We start from the raw sequence: 21,739 nt of genomic DNA, 5'->3' as shown, positions 1-21,739 counted from the left end.
CGAGACGCTTACGGCCCTTGGCGCGGCGACGCGACAGGACAGCACGGCCGTTCTTGGTGGCCATACGAGCACGGAAACCGTGGGTGCGAGCGCGTTTGATAGTGCTGGGTTGGAAAGTACGTTTCATGGTGCGGTACCTGGGTGGTCGACTACGGGCCGGAATGGCCCCCGTTTTAAGAGACCGGCAATTCTAGAGAAACCCGAGGGTCAGGTCAATTTCCAACCAGGCTTTTCCTGCATAAAGAAATATAAAGAAGAGAATATTTAAAGATGTTTAGTAATGTTAGTAGCTATTAGCTGGCCATCGATCTGTGCATAAGTGCTTGAAGGCCAACGGCTTAGAGCTGTTCAGCCAAGGGTAAGTCTGTCGAAAAGGCGTGCTGCAACTGTGTGGAAGCCGTCCACAAGCTGAGGATGGAATGCCATTTTACCCACAGCAGGGTTTTCCACCGGGTTTCACCCCGGGTTATCCAGCGAGCTTATGGGCGGTTATCCACAGCCTTTCTCCGACCTTGCGTTATAAGCCTACAACGCTAATAACACGTTGATTTTCCTTGCGCATAAGCAAGCTTACATGTGGATAACTCAAGCCTCGGCGGCTACAATGACGGCTGTTTTTTGCCTCGCGCCTTGCGATTTAGGGGATATCCGTGTCTGTGGAACTTTGGCAGCAGTGCGTCGAGCTTCTGCGCGATGAGCTGCCTGCTCAGCAATTCAACACCTGGATCCGTCCACTGCAGGTCGAAGCCGAAGGCGACGAGCTTCGCGTTTATGCGCCGAACCGTTTTGTCCTCGACTGGGTCAATGAAAAGTACCTCAGCCGTTTGCTTGAGTTACTCAGCGAACGGACTAACGGTCTGGTTCCTGCGCTCTCCTTATTAATAGGTAGCAAACGCAGCTCGGCACCGCGCGCGGCAGCTGTCAGTACCCCGTTCGCTGCGCCGAGCACGCCAGCACCTGCGGCAGTCACCACAGCAACAACCGCTGCCGCGCAGGCAGAACCCTCGCGCGCCAGCTTTGACCCGATGGCCGGTGCGGCCAGCCAGCAGGCACCGGCGCGTACTGAGCGTTCGGTACAGGTTGAAGGCGGGCTCAAACACACCAGTTACCTGAATCGTACGTTTACCTTTGATAACTTCGTCGAAGGTAAATCCAACCAGCTGGCCCGCGCAGCGGCCTGGCAGGTAGCGGACAACCCCAAGCACGGTTACAACCCGCTGTTCCTTTATGGCGGCGTGGGCTTGGGTAAGACTCACTTGATGCATGCAGTGGGTAACCATCTGCTGGCGAAGAATCCGAATGCCAAGGTGGTGTATCTGCATTCCGAGCGTTTCGTCGCGGACATGGTCAAGGCCTTGCAGCTGAACGCAATCAACGAGTTCAAGCGCTTCTACCGTTCGGTGGACGCACTGCTGATCGATGACATTCAATTCTTCGCCAAGAAAGAGCGTTCCCAGGAAGAGTTTTTCCACACCTTCAACGCCTTGCTCGAAGGTGGTCAGCAGGTGATTCTCACCAGTGACCGCTACCCGAAAGAAATCGAAGGCCTGGAAGAACGTCTTAAGTCGCGTTTCGGTTGGGGCCTGACGGTTGCCGTCGAGCCACCTGAACTGGAAACCCGCGTGGCAATTCTGATGAAGAAGGCCGATCAGGCCAAAGTCGACCTGCCGCACGATGCTGCGTTCTTTATTGCCCAGCGCATCCGCTCCAACGTACGTGAGCTGGAAGGTGCATTGAAACGCGTTATCGCCCACTCGCACTTCATGGGCCGGGACATTACCATCGAGTTGATCCGCGAGTCGCTCAAGGACCTGTTGGCCCTACAGGACAAGCTGGTCAGCATCGACAATATCCAGCGCACGGTCGCCGAGTACTACAAGATCAAGATTTCTGATCTGCTGTCCAAGCGCCGTTCGCGTTCAGTCGCGCGCCCGCGTCAGGTGGCCATGGCTTTGTCGAAAGAGCTGACCAACCACAGCCTGCCGGAAATTGGTGATGCCTTCGGCGGCCGCGATCACACAACGGTATTGCATGCATGCCGTAAGATTGCTGAACTTAAGGAATCCGACGCGGACATCCGCGAGGACTATAAGAATTTGCTGCGTACGCTTACAACCTAATACGCAACTCCACTAGGCAAGGGACTAGACCATGCATTTCACCATTCAACGCGAAGCCTTGTTGAAACCTCTGCAACTGGTCGCCGGCGTCGTGGAACGCCGTCAGACCTTGCCGGTTCTCTCTAACGTGCTGCTGGTGGTCGAAGGCCAGCAGCTGTCTTTGACCGGCACCGACCTGGAAGTCGAGCTGGTTGGCCGCGTCACCCTGGAAGAGCCAGCGGAGTCCGGTGAGATCACCGTGCCGGCGCGTAAGCTGATGGACATCTGCAAAAGTCTGCCGGCTGACGCCCTGATCGATATCCGTATCGACGAGCAGAAGCTGCTGGTCAAAGCCGGCCGCAGCCGCTTCAGCCTGTCCACCCTGCCCGCCAATGATTTCCCCACTGTTGAAGAAGGTCCAGGCTCGCTGACCTTCAGCCTGGTGCAAAGCCGGCTGCGCCGCCTGATCGAACGCACCAGCTTTGCCATGGCGCAGCAGGACGTGCGTTATTACCTCAATGGCATGCTGCTGGAAGTGCAGACCGGTATCCTCCGCGCCGTGGCCACCGACGGTCACCGTCTGGCCATGTGTTCCATGGACGCTGCCATCGAGCAGGTTGAGCGTCACCAGGTCATCGTGCCGCGCAAGGGTATTCTCGAACTGGCGCGTCTGCTCACCGAACAGGACGGCAGCGTCAGCATCGTTCTCGGTCAGCACCATATCCGCGCCACCACCGGCGAGTTCACCTTCACCTCGAAACTGGTCGACGGCAAGTTCCCGGACTACGAGCGTGTGCTGCCGCGTGGTGGTGACAAGCTGGTGGTTGCAGATCGTCAGGGGCTGCGTGAAGCGTTCAGCCGTACCGCGATTCTGTCCAACGAAAAGTACCGCGGCATTCGCCTGCAACTGGAATCTGGCTTGCTGAAAATTCAGGCCAACAACCCTGAGCAGGAAGAAGCCGAAGAAGAGATCGCCGTGGACTATAACGGCAGTGCATTGGAAATCGGTTTCAACGTCAGCTACCTGCTCGACGTGCTGAGCGTGATGACCACCGACCAGGTGCGCCTGATTCTCTCCGATGCCAACAGCAGTGCCTTGGTACAGGAAGCAGACAACGACGACTCTTCCTATGTCGTTATGCCGATGCGTCTGTAACCGCTGAATGTCCCTTACTCGCTTTACCGTCACCGCGGTGCGTAATCTGCACCCGGTGACCCTCTCCCCCTCCCCGCGTATCAACATCCTTTCCGGCGACAATGGCAGCGGCAAAACCAGCCTGCTCGAAGCCATTCATCTGCTGGGTCTGGCTCGCTCCTTTCGCAGCACTCGCCTGCTTCCGGTCATTCAATACGATCAACTTGCCTGCACGATTTTCGGTCAGGTGCAGATGTCTGATGGCCGGCAAAGCAATCTGGGCATTTCGCGGGATCGTCAGGGTGAATTTCAGATTCGTATCGATGGGCAGAATGCGCGCAGCGCTGCACAACTGGCTGAGACCTTACCGCTGCAACTGATCAATCCGGACAGCTTCCGTCTACTTGAAGGTGCGCCGAAGATTCGTAGGCAGTTTCTCGATTGGGGAGTGTTCCACGTGGAACCTCGTTTTCTGCCGGCCTGGCAGCGCCTGCAGAAGGCCCTGCGTCAGCGAAACTCATGGCTGCGGCATGGTACACTTGACGCCGCTTCGCAGGCGGCCTGGGACCGAGAGTTGTGCCTGGCCAGCGACGAAATAGACGGTTATCGGCGTGCCTACATCCAGGCCCTGAAACCGGTTTTCGAACGCACCCTGAATGAGCTGGTTGAGCTGCAAGGTTTGACGCTCAGTTACTACCGCGGTTGGGATAAAGAGCGCGAGCTCAATACAGTGCTTGCCTCTACCCTCGCCCGCGATCAGCAACTGGGTCACACCCAGGCAGGTCCGCAGCGCGCCGATTTAAGGCTGCGTTTAGGGGCACACAATGCTGCCGAGATACTCTCGCGCGGCCAGCAAAAATTAGTTGTATGTGCCCTGCGCATTGCGCAGGGCCATTTAGTCAATCAGGCCAAGCACGGCCAATGCATCTATCTGGTGGATGACCTGCCGTCAGAACTGGATGAACAGCACCGCCGTGCATTGTGCCGATTGTTGGAAGACTTGCACTGCCAGGTGTTTATCACCTGTGTAGACCATGAATTGTTGAGGGAAGGCTGGCGCACGGATACGCCAGTTGCCATGTTCCACGTGGAACATGGTGGCATTACCCAGACCCACGACCACCGGGAGTGAAGGCATGAGCGAAAACCAAACGTACGACTCCAATAACATTAAGGTCCTCAAGGGCCTGGATGCCGTACGCAAGCGGCCTGGCATGTACATCGGCGATACCGACGATGGCAGCGGTCTGCACCACATGGTGTTCGAGGTGGTCGACAACTCGATTGACGAGGCGTTGGCTGGGCATTGCAGCGAAATCACCATCACCATCCACCCGGATGAGTCGATCAGCGTGCGCGATAACGGCCGTGGTATTCCGGTCGATATGCACAAGGAAGAAGGCGTTTCCGCTGCGGAAGTGATCATGACCGTCCTGCACGCAGGCGGTAAGTTCGATGACAACAGCTATAAGGTTTCCGGTGGTCTGCACGGTGTAGGCGTTTCCGTGGTTAACGCCCTGTCCAAGGAACTGATCCTGACTATCCGCCGTAGCGGCAAGATCTGGGAGCAGACGTACATCCACGGCGTGCCTCAGGCACCGATTGCAGCGGTTGGCGACAGCGATGTCACCGGTACGCAGATCCACTTCAAGCCGTCCGAAGACACCTTCGCCAATATCCATTTCAGTTGGGACATTCTGGCCAAGCGTCTGCGCGAACTGTCGTTCCTCAACTCCGGCGTGGGCATCCTGCTCAAGGATGAACGCAGCGGCAAGGAAGAGCTGTTCAAGTACGAAGGCGGTCTGCGTGCCTTCGTTGAATACCTCAACCACAACAAAACCCCGGTCAACCAGGTGTTCCACTTCACCGTACAGCGTGAAGACGGTGTCGGCGTAGAAGTCGCCCTGCAGTGGAACGACAGCTTCAACGAGAACCTGTTGTGCTTCACCAACAACATTCCCCAGCGCGACGGCGGTACCCACCTGGCCGGCTTCCGTTCGGCGCTGACGCGTAACCTGAATACCTATATCGAGCAGGAAGGTCTGGCCAAGAAGCACAAGATCGCCACCACCGGTGACGATGCTCGTGAAGGCCTGACTGCGATTATTTCGGTAAAAGTACCGGATCCGAAGTTCAGCTCGCAGACCAAAGACAAGCTGGTTTCCAGCGAAGTGAAAACTGCGGTCGAGCAGGAAATGGGTAAGTACTTCTCCGACTTCCTGCTGGAAAACCCCAACGAAGCCAAGGCCGTAGTCGGCAAGATGATCGACGCCGCGCGTGCCCGTGAAGCGGCGCGTAAAGCTCGTGAAATGACCCGCCGTAAAGGCGCGCTGGATATCGCCGGGCTGCCGGGCAAACTGGCCGACTGCCAGGAGAAAGACCCTGCCCTTTCCGAACTCTATATCGTGGAAGGGGACTCCGCGGGCGGTTCTGCTAAGCAGGGCCGTAACCGCAAGACCCAGGCGATCCTGCCGTTGAAAGGCAAGATCCTCAACGTCGAGAAAGCGCGTTTCGACAAGATGATTTCCTCCCAGGAAGTCGGCACCCTGATCACCGCCCTGGGCTGTGGTATCGGCCGCGATGAGTACAACATCGACAAGCTGCGCTACCACAACATCATCATCATGACCGACGCCGACGTCGACGGTTCGCACATCCGTACTCTGCTGCTGACCTTCTTCTTCCGTCAGTTGCCGGAGCTGGTTGAGCGTGGCTACATCTACATCGCTCAGCCGCCGCTGTACAAGGTCAAGAAGGGCAAGCAGGAGCAGTACATCAAGGACGACGAGGCCATGGATGAATACATGACCCAGTCGGCCCTGGAAGATGCCAGCCTACACGTCAACGAAAGCGCGCCAGGCTTGTCTGGTGAGGCGCTGGAGCGCCTGGTCAACGATTACCGCCTGGTGATGAAGACCCTCAACCGTTTGTCGCGTCTGTACCCGCTGGAGCTCACCGAGCACTTCGTCTACATCCCGCGTGTGGAAACCGAGCAGCTGGCGGACAAGGCAGCCATGGAGCAATGGCTGGGTCTGCTCGATGCGCGCCTCAAGGGGATGGAGAAGTCTGGTCTGATCTACAAGACCAGCCTTCACGAAGACCAGGAGCGTCACCTCTGGCTGCCGCAGGTAGAACTGGTTTCCCATGGGGTTTCCAGCTACATCATCTTCAACCGCGACTTCTTCGCCAGTAACGACTACAAGACTGTTACCACCCTGGGCGATCAGCTCAACAGCCTGCTTGAAGAAGGTGCCTTTGTGCAGCGCGGTGAGCGCAAGAAGCACGTCAGCACCTTCAAGGATGCACTGGCCTGGCTGATGGCCGAAAGCACCAAACGCCACAGCATTCAGCGCTATAAGGGTCTTGGCGAAATGAACCCGGACCAGCTCTGGGAAACCACCATGGACCCGGAAGTGCGCCGCATGCTCAAGGTGCGGATCGAAGACGCGATCGCTGCCGATCAGATCTTCAACACCCTGATGGGTGATGCCGTTGAACCGCGTCGTGACTTTATCGAGACCAACGCCTTGGCAGTGTCCAACCTGGATTTCTGATTTTTAAAACGGACAAAGTTATTTGTCCTTTGGCCAGAGTTGGCCGGTAGCGTGAAAATGGAAGCCCCTGCTGATGCTAGTCAACAGGGGCTTTTTCTCGCCTGGATGTTATTAAAAGTGGTTTAAAACTATGCAAAATTCTTGCGTAAGCAGATTTTTGGTTCTTGTATTCAGCCGCCGCGCAGCCGATTCTGGTTGTCAGAAATAGTCGATCCTGTCATTGTAATGACAAATGTCTTTACAGGTACTAACCGCCATGGCCTCCATCAATATCCGCATTGACGACGAGTTGAAGGATCGGGCTTACCGAGAGTTGGAAAAGCTTGGTGTTACCCCTTCTGAGCTGATGCGCCAAGCCTTGCAGTATGTGGCCGAGCGCGGGAAGCTGCCATTTCGTCCAGTTCTGATGACAGAAGAAGATGAAGCGTTAATCGCCACGGTTCGCGAACGTTTGGCTACTCCCCAGCGCGTGAAGGTTACGCTGGATGACCTATAGCCTTGAGTTTGATGCGCGGGCGCTGAAGGAATGGCAAAAACTGGGTGATACCGTTCGCCAGCAACTCAAGAAAAAGCTCGCTGAGATATTGCTGAATCCACGAATTGAAGCCAACCGTCTCCATTCGCTGCCGGACTGCTACAAGATCAAACTGCGCAGCAGCGGCTATCGCTTGGTATACCAGGTCATTGACCATGAGGTTGTGGTGTTTGTGGTAACCGTTGATCGCCGTGAGCGTGAACAGGTCTATCGCAAGGCGACGGAACGCCTCAAATAAGCACCCGCGAAAGTGCATCAGATAAAGACTAATTGTCTGCCGATGTTCCACATGGAACATCATTAGGCGGTGCGAAATTACATTCGCAGGTAAGCAGATTTGATCGATAAAAAAGCCGGCACTAAGGCCGGCTTGAGATTGCGCTGGAAAACTTATGCACGAAACACGGTTAGCCAGACCTTGATAAAAACTGCTTATGAATCATTGTCTTGAAAGGCTTAATGGCACTCTGCCGGTATTTCGCGCACAGGTTATCCACAATTGGCCTAGGCTGGCTCCTGGGTTTCCAGCGGCTGGCTTTGCGCATCCAGTGAGCCGATATCGCGTTGCGCCTGGCTGACCCAGGCAAAGGCGCGGTCGTTGAGTTCGGCGATGGCGCGCGGGCCTGTGCCTTCGGCGTACATCGGTGGGCCGATAATCACCTGCACGGTGCCGGGGGTTTTACGCCAGCCCTGCTTGGGCCAGAACTCGCCGGCATTGTGGGCAATCGGCAGCACTGGCAGGTTGGCATTCACTGCCAAGGACGCGCCGCCGCGGCTGAACTTGCCGATCTGCCCCGGTGGAATACGCGTGCCTTCCGGGAATACCAGCACCCAGGCGCCCTGCCCCAGGCGTTTGTGGCCCAGCTTGGCCAGCTGCTTGAGCGCTGCCTTGGGGTTGCTGCGGTCAATCGCGATGGGCTTGAGCATGGCCATGGCCCAGCCGAAGAACGGCACATACAGCAGCTCGCGTTTGACCACTTGGCTTAGCGGCTCGAAGTAGCCGCAGAGGAAGAAGGTTTCCCAGGTGCTCTGGTGTTTGGCGAGGATCACGCAGGGCTTATCGGGAATATTCTCCAGGCCCTTGATCTCGTAGTTGATGCCGACCACCACCTTGGCCAGCCAGGTGGCGCAGCGGCACCAGTTCTGCACGACAAAGCGGTAGCGTGCACGAAACGGCAGAAAGGGCGCGACGAAGACGCTGAGGGTGCACCAGAAGAAGGAGGTGGAAGCCAGCAGCAGGTAGAAGAGGAAGGTTCTGAGGGTCTGCACTGTCGACATGGGAGCTTTTACCGTCGCAGGCAGCGCCTGCTTTATAAGTGGAGAAGCTGATCGGCAACCGCCGCCAGATCATCGAATACCAGGGTGCCCGCTGGCAATCCTTTCGCCAGGGTGCGTTCGCCCTTGCCGGTCTTTACCAAAACAGGCTGACAATCGACGGCGCCGGCCGCTGTCAGGTCACCGCTGCTGTCTCCGACAAACCACACGCCCTTAAGTGCTACGCCATAGTACGCAGCAATCTGCTCGAGCATGCCGGGTTTCGGTTTGCGGCAGGCGCAGCCCTCATCCGGGCCATGGATGCAGTGCACGATCAGGCCCAGCTCGCCGCCCTGCGCCGCCACCAGTTGACGCAGGCGCGCGTGCATAGCTTCCAGCGTGGCCAGGTCGTAATAGCCGCGGGCGACCCCGGACTGATTGGTGGCCACGCCGACCGTCCAGCCGGCCTGCGACAGGCGCGCGATGGCTTCAATGGCACCGGGCAGCGGAATCCACTCGTCGAGGTTTTTGATATAGGCGTCGGAGTCGTAATTGATTACGCCGTCGCGGTCGAGAATCAGCAGTTTCATGCGGTAATCCGTAACCGGCTGGCGGTGATGGCCGCCAGCCGGGAAAGGTGATGATGGGCTGCGCACAGCCCACCGGACTCGCGGCAGGCGTTAGCCGAGTACCGAGATATCAGCCACGCCGAGGAACAGGCCGCGCAGCTTGGCCAGCAGCGCGTAGCGGTTGGCGCGCACGGCAGGGTCTTCGGCGTTGACCAGTACGGCCTCGAAGAAGGCGTCCACCGGCTCGCGCAGGTTGGCCAGCTGGCTCAGCGCCAGGTTGTACTGACGCGCTGCGGCCAACGGCTGCACCGCATGCTCGGCCTGCTGGATGGCGGCGTTGAGGGCGAACTCGCTGGGGTTGTCGAAATGATGCGCTTCGACGCTCGTCGCGACTTGGCCTTCGGCCTTGCTCAGCAGGTTGGACACGCGCTTGTTCGCTGCAGCCAGCGCGGCCGCCTGTGGCAATGCACGGAAGGCTTGCACGGCCTGCACGCGCTGATCGAAGTCCAGCGGCGAAGTCGGGCTAACTGCACGCACGGCCTGGTACACGGCCACTTCGACGCCTTCGTCCTCATAACGGGCGCGCAGACGGTCGAAGATAAAGTCCTGCACCTGGGGAGCCAGGCCATCGGCCTTGATCTTGTCGCCGAACTGGCCGATGGCGAAACCGACGGCTTCAACCAGGTCCAGATCCAGCTGCTTCTCGATCAGGATGCGCAGCACGCCCAGCGCCGCACGACGTAGGGCGTAGGGGTCCTTGCTGCCGGTGGGCAGCATGCCGATGCCGAAGATGCCGACCAGGGTATCCAGCTTGTCGGCCAGAGCCACGGCAGCACCGGTGAGGGTGCTCGGCAGCTCAGCGCCGGCGCCGCGCGGCATGTACTGCTCGTTCAGCGCCAAGGCGACGTCTTCGGCTTCGCCATCGTGTTTGGCGTAGTAGTAACCGGCGATGCCCTGCATTTCCGGGAACTCGCCGACCATCTCGCTGGCCAGGTCGCACTTGCAGAGGATGCCGGCACGCGCCGCGCGAGTGGCGTCGCCACCGATGCGCTGGGCGATAAAACCAGCCAGGGCCGAGACACGCTGGGCTTTGTCGTAGACCGAGCCGAGCTGGGCCTGGAACACCACGTTGGCCAGGCGCTGGTTGAAGCTTTCCAGCTTCTGCTTCTTATCCTGCTTGAAGAAGAACTCGGCGTCGGTCAGGCGCGGACGCACCACCTTCTCATTGCCGGAAATGATCTGCGCCGGGTCTTTGCTCTCGACGTTGGCCACGGTGATAAAGCGCGGTAGCAGCTTGCCGTTGGCGTCCAGCAGGCAGAAGTATTTCTGGTTGTCCTGCATGGTGGTGATCAGCGCTTCCTGCGGCACTTCGAGGAAGTGTTCCTCGAAGGAACAGACCAGCGGCACCGGCCATTCGACCAGGGCGCTGACTTCATCCAGCAACGCCGGCGGCACGATGGCGGTGCCCTGCTGCTCGGCGGCAAGCTGGTCGACGCGGGCGGCGATCTGCGCGCGGCGCTCGGCGAAATCGGCAATCACATAGGCGCTGCGCAGGTCTTCGGCGTAGTTGGCCGGCGCGCTGATGCGCACCTCGTGGTTGGCGTGGAAGCGATGGCCACGGGAAACCCGGCCGGCTTGCTGGGCGAGGATTTCGCAGTCGATCACCTCGTCACCGAACAGCATCACCAACCACTGGCTTGGGCGGACGAATTCAGTTTTACGTGCGCCCCAGCGCATGCGCTTGGGAATCGGCAGTTCGTTTAGCGAGGTTTCGACGATAGCGGGCAGTAGGCCTGCAGCAGCCTGACCCGGAATGCTCTGGCTGAACTTGAGCTTGGGACCGCTCTGGTCGATCTGGCTCAGCTCAACGCCGCACTTCTTGGCGAAGCCCAGCGCCGCTTGAGTCGGGTTGCCGTCCTTGTCGAACGCCGCCTGTACGGGCGGGCCGTCGAGGTTCTGGGTGCGATCGGCTTGCTGCTCTTCGAGCTGCTCGATCAGCACGGCCAGACGGCGTGGCGCAGCGTAATAGCGCACGTGGCCATAGTTCAGGCCGGCGCTTTTCAGGCCTTTTTCGATACCGGCGAGGAAGGCCTCACCGAGGGTGTTCAAGGCTTTCGGTGGCAGCTCTTCGGTGCCCAGTTCTACCAGGAAATCACGCGCACTCATTCTGCTGCCTCCAGCTTGGCTAGTACTTCATCACGCAGGTCGGGAGCGGCGAGCGGGAAGCCGAGTTTGCGCCGCGCTTGCAGGTAGCTCTGCGCCACCGAGCGGGCCAGAGCACGCACGCGCAGGATGTATTGCTGACGCGCGGTCACCGAGATGGCCCGGCGCGCATCCAGCAGGTTGAAGGTGTGCGAAGCCTTGAGCACCATCTCGTAGGTTGGTAGTGGCAGCTCCAGCTCGATCAGTCGGTTGGCTTCGCTTTCGTAGAAGTCGAACAGCTCGAAGAGTTTCTCGACGTTGGCGTGTTCGAAGTTGTAGGTGGACTGTTCCACTTCGTTCTGGTGGAACACATCGCCATAGGTGACCTTGCCGAACTGGCCGTCGGTCCACACCAGGTCGTACACGGAATCGACGCCCTGCAGGTACATGGCCAGGCGCTCAAGACCGTAGGTGATCTCACCGGTCACCGGGTAGCACTCGATGCCGCCGACTTGCTGGAAGTAGGTGAACTGGGTGACTTCCATACCGTTCAGCCAGATTTCCCAGCCCAGACCCCAGGCACCGAGGGTCGGCGATTCCCAGTTGTCTTCGACAAAACGAATGTCGTGCACCAGCGGGTCGATGCCGATGGCTTTCAGCGAGCCTAAGTACAGCTCCTGGAAGTTTTCCGGGTTCGGCTTGAGTACCACCTGGAACTGGTAGTAGTGCTGCAGGCGGTTGGGGTTTTCGCCGTAGCGGCCGTCAGCCGGACGACGGGAAGGCTGCACGTAGGCGGCGTTCCAGGTCTCAGGACCGATGGCACGGAGAAACGTGGCGGTGTGGAAGGTGCCCGCGCCAACTTCCATATCGTAGGGCTGCAACACCACACAGCCCTGCTCGGCCCAGTACTGTTGCAGGGCGAGGATCAAGTCTTGGAAGGTGCGCACGGCAGGCGTAGTCTGGCTCACAAATTTCACCCGTACTTTGGCGGCTTCAGAAAGTCCGCGAGTATACCGAAGCTCAGGAAAACCCGCATGCCACGCTGCTCTTGGTGCTCTGACGACCCGTTGTACCAGGCTTACCACGACGAAGAATGGGGCGTGCCGCAACGCGACCCCCAGGTGTTGTTCGAGTTGCTGCTGCTCGAAGCCTTTCAGGCTGGCCTGTCGTGGATCACCGTGCTGAAGAAGCGCGAGCGCTACCGCGAGGTGCTGTTCGGCTTCGATGTGCAGCGCCTGGCGGAACTTACCGACGAGTACATCGAAGAAACCCTGATGCAGGACCCTGGCATCATCCGCAACCGCCTCAAGCTCAAGGCCGTGCGCAAAAACGCCCAGGCCTGGCTCAAGCTGGAAGACCCGGTGACGCTGCTCTGGTCCTTTGTTGGCGGCGCGCCGAAGATCAACCACTTCAGCGAACGCGGCCAGGTGCCGGCGGTAACCGCCGAGGCCGAGGCGATGAGCAAGGCACTGAAAAAGGCCGGCTTTACCTTTGTCGGCCCGACCATCTGCTATGCCTATATGCAGGCCACCGGCATGGTCATGGATCACACCGTTGATTGTGACCGCTACGCGCAACTGACCACTCGCTAGCTCGGGTGGTTACAATAAGCGCCTTTTGATCGGCTGGAGTTGCCTGTGGAAAAGCTCAAAGGTGCCCTGGTGGTGGGCTTTCTGCGTTTGTTTGCCTTGCTGCCGTGGCGCGCGGTGCAGGCTGTGGGCGCGGCAATTGGCTGGTTGATGTGGAAGGTGCCGAACGGCTCACGCGAAGTTGCCAGCATCAACCTGCGCAAATGCTTTCCCGAACTGGATGAAGCCGCACACCAGCGTCTGTTGGGCCAATCGCTGATGGATATCGGCAGAACCTTGACCGAAAGCGCCTGTGCCTGGATCTGGCCGGCGCAGAAATCCATCGGCCTGGTGCGTGAAGTCGAGGGTCTGGATGTGCTCAAGGCCGCTCTGGCCAGCGGCAAGGGCGTGGTCGGCATCACCAGCCACCTGGGCAACTGGGAAGTGCTTAACCACTTCTACTGCGCGCAGTGCAAACCGATCATCTTCTACCGTCCGCCGAAGCTCAAAGCGGTCGACGATCTGCTGCGCCAGCAGCGTGTGCAGCTGGGCAACCGCGTTGCGCCGTCGACCAAGGAAGGCATCCTCAGCGTCATCAAGGAAGTGCGCAAAGGCGGTGCGGTGGGCATTCCGGCTGATCCCGAGCCAAGCCTGTCTTCCGGGGTATTCGTGCCCTTTCTCGGCACCGAGGCGCTGACCAGCAAGTTTGTTGCCGGCATGTTGAGTGGCGGCAAAGCCTGTGGGGTGTTTCTGCATGCGCTGCGTCTGCCGGATGGTTCGGGTTTCAAGGTCATCCTCGAGGCGGCGCCGGAAGACATGTACAGCACCGATACGGCCACCGCCGTGGCGGCGATGAGCAAGGTTATCGAGGGTTATGTACGCACCTACCCGAGCCAGTACATGTGGAGCATGAAGCGCTTCAAGAAGCGTCCTGCCGGCGAGGCCAAGTGGTATTGATGGGGTCCGAGTTGCAGGCTGAGCCTGCTCTCGACTAGGCTGGGGAAACTCACTCTGACGGACGGCGCATGAGCAATAGTCGAAAGAATGTCCGCACACCCCTCAAGGTACGCCTGCGTATCGACCATCCGGTGCACGGCGAGCTGCTGGTCACCACTCGGGATATTTCCGAATGCGGCGTCTATGTGCTGATGGACCAGGCGCAGAATATGCTCAGCATGGGCGAGCAGGTGCAGGGTCAGGTTCAGGGTTTACCGATGGAAGCGCCGATTCTCACGCTCGAAGTGGTACGCGTCGAGGCGCTGGGCGTTGGCCTGCGCTTTGTGCAAACCGAGGAGTAGCCCAGGCTATTTCCTGAGTTACCGAGCCGGCTTATCCAGGCGCTTGAGAAACACGCTGATTTCCTTGCCCGCCTGCTTGTCACCCTTCTCTTCTGCCGCCCGCAAGCCCTGCGTCCAGGCCATCCGCGCCTCATCGTGCAGCCCCTGCTTGTTTAGCGCCTGGCCGAGCAGCTTCCAGGCCGCTGAATACTGCCCATCGAACTCAACGCAGCGCTGCAAATGCTCAGCCGCCCTGGCGAACTCCGCCGCATCCAGATAGCCCTTGCCCAGGCCGAAACGCAGCAGGGCATTGTCCATACCCTTGGCCAGCATTTTCTCCAGGGCTTCGGTGCTCATGGTCGATTCCTAAAAGAAGGTCAGGCCGACCTGGAAAAGGCGCTCGGCATCGCGGATGTACTTTTTATCCACCAGAAACAGGATCACATGGTCGCCCGTCTCGATCACCGTGTTGTCATGGGCGATCAACACCTCTTCGTTGCGAATGATCGCGCCGATGGTAGTGCCCGGCGGCAGGTCAATATCGGCGATAGCGCGGCCGACCACCTTGCTCGATTTGGCGTCACCATGGGCAATCGCTTCGATGGCCTCGGCGGCACCGCGGCGCAGGCTGTGCACGCTTTCGATATCGCCACGGCGCACGTGGGTCAGCAGGGTGCCGATGGTGGCCAGCTGCGGGCTGATGGCGATATCGATTTCGCCGCCCTGCACCAGGTCGACGTAGGCCGGGTTGTTGATGATGGTCATCACCTTGCGCGCGCCGAGGCGCTTGGCCAGCAAGGACGACATGATATTGGCCTCGTCGTCGTTGGTCAGGGCCAGGAAGATGTCGGCGTCGCTGATGTTCTCTTCCACCAGCAGGTCGCGGTCCGAGGCGCTGCCCTGCAGCACAATGGTGCTGTCCAGGGTTTCCGAGAGATAACGGCAGCGCGCCGGGTTCATCTCGATGATCTTCACCTGGTAGCGGCTTTCGATGGCTTCGGCCAGGCGCTCGCCGATATGCCCGCCACCGGCGATCACTACCTTCTTGTAGCTGTCTTCCATGCGGCGCATTTCGCTCATCACCGCGCGGATATGCGCCTTTGCGGCAATAAAGAACACTTCGTCATCGGCTTCGATCACTGTGTCGCCTTGCGGCATGATCGCCCGGTTGCGGCGGAAGATCGCCGCCACCCGGGTGTCGACATTCGGCATGTGCTCGCGCAGCTGACGCAGCTGCTGCCCGACCAGTGGGCCGCCGTAGTAAGCCTTGACCGCCACCAGCTGGGCCTTGCCTTCGGCGAAGTCGATCACCTGCAGGGCACCGGGGTATTCGATCAGGCGCTTGATGTAGTTGGTCACCACCTGCTCGGGGCTGATTAGCACGTCGACCGGGATCGATTCGTTGCTGAACAGGCCGCTGCGGGTCAGGTAAGCCGCTTCACGCACCCGGGCAATCTTGGTCGGGGTGTGGAACAGGCTGTAGGCCACCTGGCAGGCGATCATGTTGATTTCATCGCTGTTGGTCACCGCCACCAGCATATCGGCATCGTCCGCGCCGGCCTGACGCAGCACCGTGGGGAATGAGCCACGACCTTGTACGGTGCGGATATCCAGGCGGTCGCCGAGGTCACGCAGGCGGTCGCCGTCGGTGTCGACCACGGTGATGTCGTTGGCTTCGCTGGCCAGGTGTTCCGCCAGGGTGCCGCCAACCTGGCCTGCACCGAGAATGATGATCTTCATGCAGTCTGTTCCTCAGCCGCGCGGGGCGGCAGCGATTTTCATCAGCTTGGCATAGTAGAAGCCGTCGTGGCCGTCGACTTGTGGGAATAACTGTCGTCCGTGGGCCGGCTTGATACCGAACGCCCCGGCGATATCCAGCTCGCGAGCACCCGGAGTGCGCGCCAGGAAGGCAGCAATATTCTCGCTGTTCTCCGCCGGCATCACCGAACAGGTGGCGTAAAGCAGGATGCCGCCGACCTCCAGGGTCTGCCACAGGCTATCCAGCAGCTCGCCCTGCAGCTTGGCCAGCGCGGGAATATCATCGGCCTGGCGGGTCAGTTTGATATCCGGGTGACGGCGGATCACCCCGGTGGCCGAGCAGGGCGCATCGAGCAGGATGCGCTGGAACGGCTTGCCGTCCCACCAGGCGGCCAGGTCACGGCCATCGGCGGCGATCAGCTCGGCCTCCAGGCCCAGACGTTTGAGGTTCTCGCGTACGCGCACCAGGCGTTTTTCTTCCAGGTCCACCGCCACAACGCCGGCCAGTGAGGGCTCGGCTTCCAGCAGATGACAGGTTTTACCGCCTGGCGCGGCGCAGGCGTCCAGCACGCGTTGGTCGGGCGCTAGGTCGAGCAGTTCGGCCGCCAGCTGCGCCGCTTCGTCCTGCACGCTGACGCGGCCTTCGGCAAAACCCGGCAGGGTGGTGACATCGCATGCCTGCAGCAGGCGAATGCCGTCACTGCTAAAGCTGCAGGGCTCCGCTTCAAAGCCTACGCGGCGCAGTTCGGCCAGGTAGTCACCACGGCTGCCGAGGCGGCGGTTGACCCGCAGAATCAGCGGTGGGTGGGCGTTGTTGGCGGCGCAGATGGCTTCCCATTGCTGCGGCCACTGGGCTTTCAGGGCCTTCTGCAGCCAGCGCGGGTGGGCGGTATGCAGCACCGGATCGCGATCCAGCTCGGCCAGCAGCGCCTCATGCTCGCGCTGGGCATTGCGCAACACGGCATTGAGCAGGCCCTTGAGCGAGGGTTTTTTCAGTTTGTCGACGCAGGCCACGGTTTCGCCAATGGCGGCGTGGGCCGGAATGCGTGTGTAGAACAGCTGATAGAGGCCGATCAGCAGCAGCGCCTCGACATCACGGTCGGCGGCTTTGAAGGGTTTCTGCAGCAGCTTTTCGGCAATCAGGGCCAGGCGTGGCTGCCAGCGCGCGGTGCCAAAGGCCAGATCTTGGGCTAGGCCCCGGTCGCGCTGCTCGACCTTATCCAACAACGGCGGCAGGCTGCTGCCCAGGGAGGCTTTGCCATTGAGCACCACGGCCAGGGCGCGGGCGGCGGCCAGACGCGGGTTCATTCCCCGAGCACCAGGCCAGTGGCGAACTGCTCGCGGCGGCTGTTGTACAGGTCACTGAAGTTCAGCGCCTTGCCGCCGGGCAACTGCAAGCGGGTCAGACGCAATGCTCCTGCGCCACAGGCTACAGTCAGCCCGGATTTATCGGCGGCGAGAATGCTACCGGGTTTGCCTTGCCCTTCGCCCAGTGCGGCGGCGTGCATCTTGATGGCCTCGCCATTTAGCGTGCTGTGGCAGATCGGCCAGGGGTGAAAGGCGCGTACCAGGCGTTCCAGTTCAATGGCCGGGCGGCTCCAGTCCAGACGCGCTTCATCCTTGTTCAGTTTGTGCGCGTAGGTGGCCAGGCTGTCGTCCTGCACTTCGCCAACCAGATTGCCGGCGGCCAGGCCGCTGATGGCGGCGATCACGGCCTGTGGACCGAGTGTGGCCAAGCGGTCGTGCAGGCTGCCACCCGTATCTTCGGTAGAAATGGGCGTGCTGACTTTCAGCAGCATCGGCCCTGTGTCCAGGCCGGCTTCCATCTGCATCACGGTAACGCCGGACTCAGCATCACCGGCTTCGACCGCGCGCTGGATCGGCGCCGCACCACGCCAACGCGGTAGCAGCGAGGCGTGACTGTTGATGCAGCCCAGACGCGGGGTATCCAGCACCACCTGCGGCAGGATCAGGCCGTAGGCCACCACCACCATCAGGTCAGGCTTGAGTGCTGCCAGTTCGGCTTGGGCAACGGGGTCGCGCAGGGTCTGCGGCTGGTACACCGGGATATCGTGCTGCAGGGCGAGCTGCTTGACCGGGCTGGGCGTGAGTTTCTGCCCGCGTCCAGCCGGGCGATCCGGTTGGCTGTACACGGCGATGATCTGGTGTGGCGTGTCGAGCAAGGCCTTGAGGTGTTCGGCGGCGAATTCCGGGGTGCCGGCAAAGACAATACGCAGTGCTTCAGTCATGGGGGCTCGCTAAAGAAAAAGGCTTGCCGTAGCAAGCCTTTGAAAGGTGTGGCTCAAGCCTGCTGGCGATGTTGCTTTTCCAGCTTCTTCTTGATGCGGTCGCGTTTGAGATTAGACAGGTAATCGACAAACAGCTTGCCGTTGAGGTGGTCGCATTCGTGCTGGATGCACACGGCCAAGAGGCCTTCGGCGATCAACTCATAGGGCTGACCATCGCGGTCCAGCGCCTTGATCTTGACCTTCTGCGGGCGGTCGACGTTTTCGTAGAAGCCCGGCACCGAGAGGCAGCCTTCCTGGTACTGATCCATTTCATCAGTCAGCGGCTCGAACTCGGGGTTGATAAACACCCGTGGCTCGGATTTGTCTTCGGACAGGTCCATCACCACCAGACGCTTGTGCACGTTGACCTGGGTGGCCGCAAGACCGATACCCGGGGCGTCGTACATGGTTTCAAACATGTCATCGATCAGCTGACGCAAGGCGTCGTCGACTACGTCCACCGGCTTGGCGATGGTGCGCAGGCGCGGATCGGGAAATTCGAGGATATTCAGGATCGCCATATGCGTTTGTGATGCACTTGTGGAATAAAGTCAAAATCCGCTGCTAAGATGATGAGCAGCATTGAAAAACGGCTTCACGCCGCAGCACGACTGGGTTTTGTCGCGGCGCTAGGGCGCTCCACGTGAAGACACAGAATAAAGGGATTCACCGCATGAGGTAATCACTACTCGCCCTGCTGCTGCTTGCGGCAAGTGGCTTGGCCCAGGCCGAAGTGCAACTCAAGGACGGTCACCCAGACCGTTATACCGTGGTCAAGGGCGATACCCTCTGGGATATCTCCGGTAAATTTCTCAGCCAGCCGTGGAAGTGGCCAGAAATCTGGCACGCCAATCCACAGGTGGCCAACCCCCATCTGATCTATCCGGGCGACCAACTCAGCCTGGTGTATATCGATGGTCAGCCACGCCTGATGCTCAATCGTGGCGAGTCGCGCGGCACCATCAAGCTGTCGCCACAGGTACGCAGCACGCCGATGGCCGAAGCCATTCCGGCGATTCCACTAGAGGCGATCAACAGCTTCCTGCTGAGCAACCGCATCGTCGATACCCCTGAGCAGTTCCAGGGCGCGCCCTATATCGTGGCCGGCAACGCCGAGCGTGTCGTCAGCGGCGCTGGTGATCGTGTGTATGCCCGTGGCAGCTTTGATGAGGCGGCGCCGGTGTACGGCATCTTCCGTCAGGGCAAAACCTATACCGACCCGGAGACCAAGGAATTCCTTGGGATCAACGCTGACGACATCGGCTCGGGTGAGATCGTGGCCGAGGAAGGTGATGTGGGCACCATGGCCCTGACCCGCTCGACTCAGGAAGTACGCCTTGGCGACCGTCTGTTTGCCACTGAAGAACGTGCGATCAATTCGACCTTTATGCCGAGTGAGCCGGCCGGTGAGATCAACGGTGTGATCCTCGATGTACCGCGCGGCGTGACCCAGATTGGTCAGTTCGATGTGGTGACCATCAACAAGGGCGCCCGTGACGGTCTGAGCGAAGGCAACGTGCTGGCGATCTACAAGACCGGTGAAACCGTACGCGACCGAGTAACCGGCGAATCGGTGAAGATTCCGGACGAGCGTTCGGGCCTGCTGATGGTGTTCCGCACCTACGACAAGCTCAGCTATGGCCTAGTGCTGGGAGCGTCTCGCTCGCTGGCTATCATGGATAAAGTGCGTAACCCGTAACACCGAAAAGCCCCGCGAATGCGGGGCTTTTTTATTCCCGTCTGCATTTCCTGCCGCCCGTGCGGCGCGACCGATCAAGGATGATCTGCATGTCGCAACCTTCTGCTATTTCCCCTGCTATTTCTCCAGCTGAACTGGAAGCCCGTCTGCGCCTGCATTGCTTGCCGGAGTTGGGCCCTCGGCGTTTTCGCAAACTTCTCAGTGCCTTCGACAATGCTTCTGCCGCGATTAGCGCGCCGGCCAGCGCTTGGCGCTCCCTGGGCTTGCCGCAGGCGTGCAGTGAGGCTCGGCGTAGCGCTGAGGTGCGTGAGCGTGCGGCGCGGAGTCTGGCCTGGTTGGACGTCGATACGCATCATTTGTTGATGTGGGATGACGCGATTTATCCAGGGTTGCTGGCCGAGTTGGTGGATGCACCACCGTTGCTGTTTGTTGCAGGTGACCCGACTTTGCTGGAGCAGCCGCAACTGGCCATGGTCGGCAGCCGGCGGGCATCGCGGCCGGGGCTGGATACGGCGCAGAGTTTTGCCCGCAGCCTGGCCGGTGGCGGCTTTGTGATTACCAGCGGCTTGGCCTTGGGTATCGATGGCGCGGCCCATCAGGGCGCACTGGATGCCGGCGGCAAGACGGTGGCGGTGCTTGGTACCGGCTTGCAGTGTTTGTATCCGGCGCGGCACAAGAAACTCGCCGCGGATATCGTCGCCCGTGGTGGTGCGCTGGTCTCCGAGCTACCGCTGGATTGTCCGCCGCAGGCGAGCAATTTCCCCCGGCGTAATCGCATCATCAGTGGTCTATCAGTTGGCGTGCTGGTGGTGGAGGCCAGTCCGTCCAGCGGTTCGCTGATCACCGCGCGGCTGGCCGCCGAACAGGGCCGTGAGGTCTATGCGATCCCAGGTTCGATCCACCATCCCGGTGCCCGTGGCTGTCATCAGTTGATTCGCGAAGGGGCGACGCTGGTGGAAAGTATCGAGGATATTCTCCAGGCCCTGCGTGGCTGGCAGGCGCAGCCACCCGCAAGTGGCTCGCTTAAGCCCGAGCCGCTCAGCCACCCATTACTGGCCCTATTGCATGCCGCGCCGCATAGCAGCGAGGCGCTGGTGGTCGCCAGTGGTTTGCCGTTGGCCGAGGTGTTGGCGGCGCTGACTGAGCTGGAACTGGACGGCCGCGTTGCCTGTGAAAATGGCCGCTGGGTGGGCCGCGCACCTTGAACAGGGTCTTGGCTTGGATACACTGCCCGTCAAGTGTTTAGCGGAGAGCAGTGAATGGTCAGCAACTGGCAGATACAGCAGGCTGCACGGGTGGTGCGCAATGGTGGGGTGATTGCCTATCCGACCGAAGCGGTATGGGGGCTGGGCTGTGATCCCTGGCATGACGAGGCGGTGGAGCGTTTGCTGGCGCTGAAGGATCGTCCCGTGCACAAGGGGCTGATTCTGGTGGCCGCCGATATCGAACAGTTCGACTTTCTTCTCGAAGACCTGCCGGAAATCTGGCTGGCACGCCTGGCTGGTAGCTGGCCCGGACCCAACACCTGGCTGGTGCCGCATCAGAACCGCTTGCCCGAATGGATCAGCGGCCAGCACGACAGCGTTGCCCTGCGCGTTAGCGATCATCCGCAGGTGCGGGCGCTGTGCCGGCTGACCGGCCCATTGGTGTCGACTTCGGCCAATCCTGCTGGCCGCCCGTCTGCGCGCAGCCGTTTGCGTGTCGAGCAGTACTTCCCTGGCCAGCTGGATGCTGTGCTTGGCGGTGCCTTGGGCGGACGCAAGAATCCCAGCCTGATCCGTGACTTGATTAGCGGCGATGTGGTCAGGGCGTCGTAGGTTGCGCCTCATCACGTAGCCCGGATGCAATCCGGGGATGGCCC

22 protein-coding genes are annotated in these 21,739 nt (G+C 60.2%); 12 read left to right on the top strand and 10 right to left on the bottom strand.

What is annotated here, in order from left to right; all coding sequences use genetic code 11:
• The coding region (gene rpmH, locus Q8O69_RS00345) for a 50S ribosomal protein L34 (protein WP_305588897.1) at positions 1–127 on the bottom strand (127 nt) is incomplete at its 3' end.
• Positions 128–650: 523 nt separating this feature from the next.
• On the opposite strand from rpmH, the gene dnaA reads away from it, so the two are divergent.
• From dnaA to Q8O69_RS00315, 6 genes are all read left to right on the top strand, one after another.
• Positions 651–2,120, top strand: coding sequence for a chromosomal replication initiator protein DnaA (gene dnaA / locus Q8O69_RS00340; protein WP_305588892.1), 1,470 nt, complete (start codon positions 651–653; stop codon positions 2,118–2,120).
• 31 nt (positions 2,121–2,151) lie between these two features.
• Positions 2,152–3,255, top strand: coding sequence for a DNA polymerase III subunit beta (gene dnaN / locus Q8O69_RS00335; protein ID WP_305588890.1), 1,104 nt, complete (start codon positions 2,152–2,154; stop codon positions 3,253–3,255).
• Between the two features lie 7 nt (positions 3,256–3,262).
• Entirely contained in the window at positions 3,263–4,366 is a 1,104-nt protein-coding gene (recF, locus tag Q8O69_RS00330; RefSeq protein ID WP_160086338.1) for a DNA replication/repair protein RecF, read from the top strand.
• Between the two features lie 4 nt (positions 4,367–4,370).
• The gene (gyrB, locus tag Q8O69_RS00325; RefSeq protein WP_305588889.1) at positions 4,371–6,788 is read left to right on the top strand and encodes a DNA topoisomerase (ATP-hydrolyzing) subunit B; all 2,418 of its coding nucleotides are present in this window, start codon (positions 4,371–4,373) and stop codon (positions 6,786–6,788) included.
• A gap of 256 nt (positions 6,789–7,044) precedes the next feature.
• A complete protein-coding gene (locus Q8O69_RS00320) occupies positions 7,045–7,284 on the top strand; it encodes a type II toxin-antitoxin system RelB/DinJ family antitoxin (protein WP_305588888.1) in 240 nt (79 codons plus the stop codon).
• The gene (locus Q8O69_RS00315; RefSeq protein WP_305588887.1) at positions 7,274–7,561 is read left to right on the top strand and encodes a type II toxin-antitoxin system RelE/ParE family toxin; all 288 of its coding nucleotides are present in this window, start codon (positions 7,274–7,276) and stop codon (positions 7,559–7,561) included. Before Q8O69_RS00320 ends, Q8O69_RS00315 begins: the two co-directional genes overlap by 11 nt.
• A gap of 266 nt (positions 7,562–7,827) precedes the next feature.
• Here Q8O69_RS00315 and Q8O69_RS00310 read toward each other — a convergent pair whose 3' ends face one another.
• The 4 genes from Q8O69_RS00310 to glyQ form a co-directional block, all read right to left on the bottom strand.
• Complete coding sequence (locus Q8O69_RS00310) at positions 7,828–8,601, bottom strand: 1-acyl-sn-glycerol-3-phosphate acyltransferase (protein WP_305588886.1); 774 nt, start codon at positions 8,599–8,601, stop codon at positions 7,828–7,830.
• 32 nt (positions 8,602–8,633) lie between these two features.
• Positions 8,634–9,167: a D-glycero-beta-D-manno-heptose 1,7-bisphosphate 7-phosphatase gene (gene gmhB, locus Q8O69_RS00305; RefSeq protein ID WP_305588885.1), complete on the bottom strand. Its 534-nt coding sequence runs from the start codon at positions 9,165–9,167 to the stop codon at positions 8,634–8,636.
• A 90-nt stretch (positions 9,168–9,257) separates the two neighbouring features.
• Positions 9,258–11,312, bottom strand: coding sequence for a glycine--tRNA ligase subunit beta (glyS, locus tag Q8O69_RS00300; protein ID WP_305588884.1), 2,055 nt, complete (start codon positions 11,310–11,312; stop codon positions 9,258–9,260).
• A complete protein-coding gene (gene glyQ, locus Q8O69_RS00295; protein WP_170050290.1) occupies positions 11,309–12,256 on the bottom strand; it encodes a glycine--tRNA ligase subunit alpha in 948 nt (315 codons plus the stop codon). The genes glyS and glyQ overlap by 4 nt, the downstream gene beginning before the upstream one ends.
• Positions 12,257–12,322: 66 nt before the next feature.
• On the opposite strand from glyQ, the gene Q8O69_RS00290 reads away from it, so the two are divergent.
• From Q8O69_RS00290 to Q8O69_RS00280, 3 genes are all read left to right on the top strand, one after another.
• On the top strand, positions 12,323–12,880 hold the full coding sequence (locus Q8O69_RS00290; protein WP_305588883.1) for a DNA-3-methyladenine glycosylase I: 558 nt from the start codon (positions 12,323–12,325) through the stop codon (positions 12,878–12,880).
• A 45-nt stretch (positions 12,881–12,925) separates the two neighbouring features.
• Entirely contained in the window at positions 12,926–13,813 is an 888-nt protein-coding gene (locus Q8O69_RS00285; RefSeq protein ID WP_305588882.1) for a lysophospholipid acyltransferase, read from the top strand.
• A gap of 68 nt (positions 13,814–13,881) precedes the next feature.
• Positions 13,882–14,154 (top strand): PilZ domain-containing protein, encoded by a 273-nt coding sequence (locus Q8O69_RS00280; RefSeq protein WP_275960014.1) that lies wholly within the window; start codon positions 13,882–13,884, stop codon positions 14,152–14,154.
• Positions 14,155–14,172: 18 nt separating this feature from the next.
• Here the strand turns inward: Q8O69_RS00280 and Q8O69_RS00275 are convergent, their stop codons facing one another.
• From Q8O69_RS00275 to def, 5 genes are read right to left on the bottom strand one after another with little or no spacing between them, the layout of a single operon-like run.
• Positions 14,173–14,490, bottom strand: coding sequence for a hypothetical protein (locus Q8O69_RS00275; protein WP_305588880.1), 318 nt, complete (start codon positions 14,488–14,490; stop codon positions 14,173–14,175).
• A gap of 9 nt (positions 14,491–14,499) precedes the next feature.
• The gene (gene trkA / locus Q8O69_RS00270) at positions 14,500–15,873 is read right to left on the bottom strand and encodes a Trk system potassium transporter TrkA (RefSeq protein WP_305588878.1); all 1,374 of its coding nucleotides are present in this window, start codon (positions 15,871–15,873) and stop codon (positions 14,500–14,502) included.
• 12 nt (positions 15,874–15,885) lie between these two features.
• Complete coding sequence (rsmB, locus tag Q8O69_RS00265; protein ID WP_305588876.1) at positions 15,886–17,199, bottom strand: 16S rRNA (cytosine(967)-C(5))-methyltransferase RsmB; 1,314 nt, start codon at positions 17,197–17,199, stop codon at positions 15,886–15,888.
• Complete coding sequence (fmt, locus tag Q8O69_RS00260) at positions 17,196–18,140, bottom strand: methionyl-tRNA formyltransferase (RefSeq protein WP_305588874.1); 945 nt, start codon at positions 18,138–18,140, stop codon at positions 17,196–17,198. The genes rsmB and fmt overlap by 4 nt, the downstream gene beginning before the upstream one ends.
• Before the next feature lie 53 nt (positions 18,141–18,193).
• Positions 18,194–18,700, bottom strand: a complete 507-nt coding sequence (gene def / locus Q8O69_RS00255) for a peptide deformylase (protein WP_090378757.1) — start codon at positions 18,698–18,700, stop codon at positions 18,194–18,196.
• A gap of 173 nt (positions 18,701–18,873) precedes the next feature.
• Here def and Q8O69_RS00250 point away from each other — a divergent pair, with 173 nt between their 5' ends.
• The 3 genes from Q8O69_RS00250 (at position 18,874) to Q8O69_RS00240 (ending at position 21,695) form a co-directional block, all read left to right on the top strand.
• Positions 18,874–19,878, top strand: a complete 1,005-nt coding sequence (locus tag Q8O69_RS00250) for a LysM peptidoglycan-binding domain-containing protein (RefSeq protein ID WP_305588895.1) — start codon at positions 18,874–18,876, stop codon at positions 19,876–19,878.
• Positions 19,879–19,967: 89 nt separating this feature from the next.
• Positions 19,968–21,083 carry a DNA-processing protein DprA gene (gene dprA / locus Q8O69_RS00245; RefSeq protein ID WP_305588872.1) on the top strand — a complete coding sequence of 372 codons (1,116 nt, stop codon included), beginning with the start codon at positions 19,968–19,970 and terminating at the stop codon, positions 21,081–21,083.
• 54 nt (positions 21,084–21,137) lie between these two features.
• Positions 21,138–21,695, top strand: coding sequence for an L-threonylcarbamoyladenylate synthase (locus tag Q8O69_RS00240; RefSeq protein ID WP_275960008.1), 558 nt, complete (start codon positions 21,138–21,140; stop codon positions 21,693–21,695).
• The last annotated feature ends 44 nt before the right edge of the window (positions 21,696–21,739 follow it).

Origin of the sequence: Pseudomonas sp., assembly GCF_030690725.1 — a bacterium.
GTDB lineage: Bacteria > Pseudomonadota > Gammaproteobacteria > Pseudomonadales > Pseudomonadaceae > Aquipseudomonas.
Note: the sequence above shows the minus strand (reverse complement) of the source record. Positions and strands in the feature narration are given on the sequence as shown.